Source organism: Qipengyuania sp. (assembly GCF_042095715.1).
GTDB lineage: Bacteria > Pseudomonadota > Alphaproteobacteria > Sphingomonadales > Sphingomonadaceae > Qipengyuania.
In genome coordinates this window covers 1-4627 of sequence record NZ_JBELMO010000123.1, presented here as the reverse complement: position 1 = coordinate 4627, position 4627 = coordinate 1, and the positions used below count along the sequence as shown (strand labels likewise).

The 4627-nt window shown below is 57.4% G+C and carries 8 protein-coding genes; 6 read left to right on the top strand and 2 right to left on the bottom strand.

Annotated features, from left to right (window positions below):
• Positions 1-200: 200 nt before the first annotated feature.
• The 3 genes from ACFDTG_RS16190 to ACFDTG_RS16180 all read left to right on the top strand — a co-directional run bounded on the left by ACFDTG_RS16190 (position 201) and on the right by ACFDTG_RS16180 (position 2140).
• Positions 201-677, top strand: coding sequence for an antitoxin Xre/MbcA/ParS toxin-binding domain-containing protein (locus ACFDTG_RS16190; protein WP_063612609.1), 477 nt, complete (start codon positions 201-203; stop codon positions 675-677).
• Entirely contained in the window at positions 674-1171 is a 498-nt protein-coding gene (locus tag ACFDTG_RS16185; RefSeq protein WP_119587717.1) for an RES family NAD+ phosphorylase, read from the top strand. Before ACFDTG_RS16190 ends, ACFDTG_RS16185 begins: the two co-directional genes overlap by 4 nt.
• A gap of 75 nt (positions 1172-1246) precedes the next feature.
• Positions 1247-2140, top strand: a complete 894-nt coding sequence (locus ACFDTG_RS16180; RefSeq protein ID WP_082863934.1) for a lytic transglycosylase domain-containing protein — start codon at positions 1247-1249, stop codon at positions 2138-2140.
• On the opposite strand, the gene ACFDTG_RS16175 is transcribed toward ACFDTG_RS16180, so the two are convergent.
• Both ACFDTG_RS16175 and ACFDTG_RS16170 read right to left on the bottom strand, forming a co-directional pair.
• Entirely contained in the window at positions 2120-2395 is a 276-nt protein-coding gene (locus tag ACFDTG_RS16175; protein ID WP_063612611.1) for a hypothetical protein, read from the bottom strand. The two genes, ACFDTG_RS16180 and ACFDTG_RS16175, sit on opposite strands and share 21 nt — an antisense overlap.
• Positions 2396-2673: 278 nt before the next feature.
• Positions 2674-3084 carry a hypothetical protein gene (locus ACFDTG_RS16170; RefSeq protein WP_063612612.1) on the bottom strand — a complete coding sequence of 137 codons (411 nt, stop codon included), beginning with the start codon at positions 3082-3084 and terminating at the stop codon, positions 2674-2676.
• A 207-nt stretch (positions 3085-3291) separates the two neighbouring features.
• Between ACFDTG_RS16170 and ACFDTG_RS16165 the strand changes: the two genes are divergently transcribed.
• From ACFDTG_RS16165 to traL, 3 genes are all read left to right on the top strand, one after another.
• Positions 3292-3582 (top strand): hypothetical protein, encoded by a 291-nt coding sequence (locus tag ACFDTG_RS16165; protein ID WP_147367019.1) that lies wholly within the window; start codon positions 3292-3294, stop codon positions 3580-3582.
• A gap of 357 nt (positions 3583-3939) precedes the next feature.
• Positions 3940-4257 (top strand): hypothetical protein, encoded by a 318-nt coding sequence (locus tag ACFDTG_RS16160; protein WP_063612614.1) that lies wholly within the window; start codon positions 3940-3942, stop codon positions 4255-4257.
• A gap of 85 nt (positions 4258-4342) precedes the next feature.
• Entirely contained in the window at positions 4343-4627 is a 285-nt protein-coding gene (gene traL / locus ACFDTG_RS16155) for a type IV conjugative transfer system protein TraL (protein ID WP_063612615.1), read from the top strand.

Here is a 4627-nt window from a genome sequence, read left to right as displayed (position 1 = left end):
GCACACCGTACGCAGCGGTGGAAGTCAGCTTTATGAAACGAAAAGCCTGACGCCAGCTATTCTGCACCCGGCCGTGTGAGGCACTGATCGAGACTGAAACCCCGCCAAATCGCCTGCACGCATCAGTCTCTTGGGGCTCACAGTGAATTGACAAGATCGCTCTCGATGCCATATGTCGCTCTACAAACGACAGGTGACATATGGCGACAGTGATTGAACGAGAGGATGATGCGATCGTTACCCGAGCGGGCCGCCGGCTTGGGGGCAAATCAACCTTCAAGCGGCCGCTCCGCAATCGTCTCGACGCGCACGAGGTGATCGAAAAGGGTTTCCCCGGCGGAGCACTGATCTTTTTGTCCGAGAACGTTGCCTTGTTGCAGCAGCCCGGCGCTTTCGAGAAGGCGATGGGTATCAGTCTTCGTACCCTGCAGCGCCGAAAAAGGGAGGATTCGCCAAAGCGATTGAGCCTTGAACAAAGCGGACGGGCGTGGAAATTCGCTGAGCTGCTCGAGGAAGCAATCGAGGTGTTCGGAAATCAAGAGGACGCGGAGGCATTCTTCAACCGCCCAGCCTTGGGGCTGAATCAGCGTCTGCCGATCGATCTTCTCAGCACGCCGGCAGGCACGGAGCTAGTCGAAACCCACCTTGAACGACTGAAATATGGCGTATACGCGTGACGCCGCTGCCGGGAGGGCTGGGGTCTGAGGACATCCACGCTTGGCGTCTCGACCACGACGATTTCAGAGCGACATGGAATAGTGGCGAAGGCGCTTATCGCGTCGGAGGCCGGTGGAATGCTCCAGGCAAGAGAGTGGTTTACTGCGCGATAGATCCGTCTACCGCTATTCTTGAGGTTGCGGTCCATAAGACCTTCCGCGTGCTTGATACCGTTCCACACGTATTGACTGCGTTGCGCGTTAAGGATCCCTCGACGGTAAAGATCGTGCAACCGGGCGACGTACCCAATCCCAACTGGCTGTCACCTGGGATACCGAGTGCAGGACAGCAGACGTTCGGCAACGCACTACTCGAGAACCATGCATTCTTGCTGATACCGAGCGCCGTGTCGTCAAAAAGCTGGAACTTGATGTTCGATCCCGTGAAAGCAGCCGGTGCCTATGAACTGGTCGAGCAGGAACGCTTCGCGCTCGATACGCGGCTTCACCCGTGATATGAGAGCGGATCGATTGCGGAGCATTGCCTATCAGTCTGGGCGCATCTAGAAGAGCGAAGCGATAGAAAAACCATGCCGAAAGGTATGGTTATGAAAAATCTACTGGTTGCAATCCTCTTCCTGTCTGTCCCGGCATCCGCGCAGCAAGCGCAATTGCAAACATTCTCGCCAGAACGCTCGTCCGCGTTTGTAATGCTCATACCGGGTGTTCCATCGGCGGCTTCGCCTTTCAACGATTCCCAGGCTCTGCCATCACGAGCTTCGGCACTCGAGGCCGACTTCGCGAACCTCAACGCGACTATGGAGCCCGGGGCCGAGCCGTCACTCGACCTTGTTCCGGCAGCGACCTTCGTGCCGGATTGGATGAGGGGAGGGCGCCCGAAATTCGACTATAGCGTCTATCGCCGCAGAGCATACTTTCCTGATCCGGATTGCCTCACGACAGGGTACTTTCCTCGTCAGGGCATCAGCGCGGATGCCCAAACGCGCCGGCGCCTCTACTTCCATAATATTCTTACAGCAGCCTGCGAAGCCGGAGTTCCCGTAACGCTTTTCGACGCATTGGTTGCGCAAGAGAGCCGCTATCGTCCCCACGCGCGAAGTCATGCAGGCGCGATGGGACTCACGCAACTCATGCCGGGGACCGCGCGCTATCTGAATGTCCGCAACCCGTGGGACGTGCGCGAGAATCTAACTGGCGGCGCGCGCTATCTGCGCGAGCAGCTCGATCGGTTTGGTTCGTGGGAACTTGCGCTGGCGGCTTATAACGCCGGTCCGGGCCGCATTGAGCAGTACGACGGGATCCCGCCTTTCCGGGAGACCCGCAATTATGTGCGAACGATCATGTCGACGCTCGATGGCGGCGCGGCTCCCGAAGTGCGGTCTCCGCCGTTACTCGCTGCCAACCCGTTCAGGAGGACAAAGCTGGTTTCCTTCGCTCGGCCGTCAAAGATCCCAGAAAACTGAGAACCCCACGCTCCAGGCGTAATACAAAGCTACCGCGACGATGACCGGTGCGCCTTTGAGATAGTTGATCTGCCAGCGAAGCCAGATCTTTGGCAGAAGCAGCGTCTTGTCGAGACGGGTGGCGAGGGCGGGACGCCACCTTCCGGCGCGCCAATCGTGTGCGGTTACCAGAACAGCGAGGACAGCGCACATCAGCGCCATGATACCGACGGCAATGTAGAGCGACGTCCAGGCGATGAGAGCTTCTTGCTTCATGATTCCTGGCTACCAGCGTGCCTCTTGCATATGGTGACCGAGCCCGAAGCTGTCCGATCCAGCTCACCGAACATCGCCTCGTTCCGTCCGAACCGCGTATGCTTGAAATTGACATCGCCGCTTTTCGCTTGATTGACGACGAGGGCTTTCATTTAGACCTCCGCTGCTTTCCGTATTTCATTCTGCGCCAGATCCCTGTTCGGCAATGAGAGCGCTATGTTGCGACATGTGGGGCGCCGGATGGCCAGCAGAGACCACCCAGGTAGTCCGAGCAACGCTCAACCGTAGGCGAAATCGAAGTCTCCACCGTTGCGTCGGTCTTCGAGCTTGCGGTGGTATTTTGCGATTGCGGAAGACGTGTTTTTTGCAATTCCGTTGCAGAGTTCGTCGCGAATGGTCTCGAAGGTGCCTTCGCAGGCAGCGAGCTCGCTTGGCAGATGGGTGGCCATAGCGATCGCAACGAGAGCCGAGGTCTCGCAGCACGGATCTTCATAGGAAGCTGGGTCCGAGAAACACTGAACTGTGATCGCAGCGCGGATCGGATCGATTTCGAGTCGTGCAGACACGGCATGGAACTCAGCGATCGGGAGCGATCCTTCGGCAATGCGTTCGAAGAAGCGGTTGCGATGGCTACGCCGGATGACCCCTTCGTTGACCAGCTTCCGCACGCTCACGCCGCGCTTCTGCATCTGATCTCTGATGAGGACCGAATATTCCTCCTGAAGCTGAGTGCAACTTTTAATCTCAGCTCGCTGTGACCCCTCGGACATAGTTCCTCCGATGCCCCGCCCTATGCATACGCATACCTTGGAAGAGGGTAGCGATGTTTGGCAAGTCAAACTTTATCGTTGAGAAATTACGAGCGCGCAAAAAACAACCGCCTCCCGGACACCGCAATGGCCGCCGAGACGCTCACTCAAATCAGTCTTTATCTCGTCCAATCTGGCATTGAGTGGGCGCGAAAGGCGAAGATAGATCCGCACTCGGCCGTCCAGCGGGAGCTGTCCCGCGAAAAGCTTGAGCTGTTCCTTGGTAGGTTTCGGGCGGGAGTTGATGACCTCAATAATCACGTCTTTCAGGCGCTGAAACTTCAACCTTTCAACCGTGAGGATTCGGATCGCGTCCGCGATTATCGCGAAGGGCTGCTCGCCCATCAGCAACTCATGCACAACCTCGCTGTCGTCTGACATAGAAGCTCCTCGCCCCCTCAAATCTTTGTGCGGGCGCGCCCTGTCAGCGGCTCGAAAGGTCAGAGAATCAGATTTTGTGTTTAGACGGGGGAGGTGGCTCTGCATACAGGCCAGCTGGCTCTGTATTCGGTCCATCGTGGGCCCGATTTCTTGCCAGGTAGGCACACTGGCGTAGCCAAGTGGCTTCGTTTTTGCACCCGGTAGGGACGAATTTCGATGCCGAGCGGCCATGCAAACGGTGATTCGAAGTCGGGTAAAGCTAAAGATACCCACGCAATAGTTGAGAAATGGTTCCCGATCTCCCCTTCTGGTCTTGGCGCATTGCGCCATTCGTCAAACCAGAAGGGAAAGACAATGAAAGCACTCGACCTCAAGAAGGGCGGCGCGAACCTTGCCGTCGCTTTGGCTGCAGCGGCCGGGATGAGCGTATTCGGAATCGATGCCGCGATGGCCGGTACCGACTCCACGTTCGATACCGCGCTGACGCAGTTCACCAACTTCCTCGAAGGCTCGGGCGGTAAGATCATCACCGTGCTGTCGCTTGCCGGCGGCATCGTGGCGCTTGCCTCCGGTCGCTTTTCGCTTGGCCAGGTCGCGATCCCGGTTGGTGTGGGGGTCGGTGCCGGCACGGGCGTGCCGATCGTCACCTCGACGATTACCGGCACGGTCTGATTTTTCGATCGGACTCTCACCACGGGATGCGGCCTGCTGATTGCCTCGCGAGACGCAGCCGCCCCCAAATTGGCGGTGACGACCTTTGGACCAGTATTCAATCCCAAGACACCTCGACGATCCCGAGTTGATCGGGTTCTGGACGCTTGATGAATTCCTCATAATGTTGATTCCATTCGGATGGGGAATTCTTGCGCAGCACATCGTTATCGGACTTCTCTTCAGTGTCGCTGCATGGTTTTTCTATCGCAAAATAAAAGCCGGGCGTTCGATGTATTGGGTTGTGCATTTTGCCTATTGGCATCTGCCGGGTGGGTTCTTTGGTCTGAAGGTCGCTCCGCCTTCTCATCTTCGTGTGATGGCGGGCTGA

Excerpts from the sequence above, each read along its gene's own strand:
- ACFDTG_RS16160 (WP_063612614.1), top strand. The coding sequence starts at position 3,940 with ATGAAAGCACTCGACCTCAAGAAGGGCGGCGCGAACCTTGCCGTCGCT.
- ACFDTG_RS16190 (WP_063612609.1), top strand. The coding sequence starts at position 201 with ATGGCGACAGTGATTGAACGAGAGGATGATGCGATCGTTACCCGAGCG.
- ACFDTG_RS16170 (WP_063612612.1), bottom strand. The coding sequence starts at position 3,084 with ATGCAGAAGCGCGGCGTGAGCGTGCGGAAGCTGGTCAACGAAGGGGTC.
- ACFDTG_RS16180 (WP_082863934.1), top strand. The coding sequence starts at position 1,247 with ATGCCGAAAGGTATGGTTATGAAAAATCTACTGGTTGCAATCCTCTTC.
- ACFDTG_RS16175 (WP_063612611.1), bottom strand. The coding sequence starts at position 2,395 with ATGAAGCAAGAAGCTCTCATCGCCTGGACGTCGCTCTACATTGCCGTC.
- ACFDTG_RS16165 (WP_147367019.1), top strand. The coding sequence starts at position 3,292 with ATGGCCGCCGAGACGCTCACTCAAATCAGTCTTTATCTCGTCCAATCT.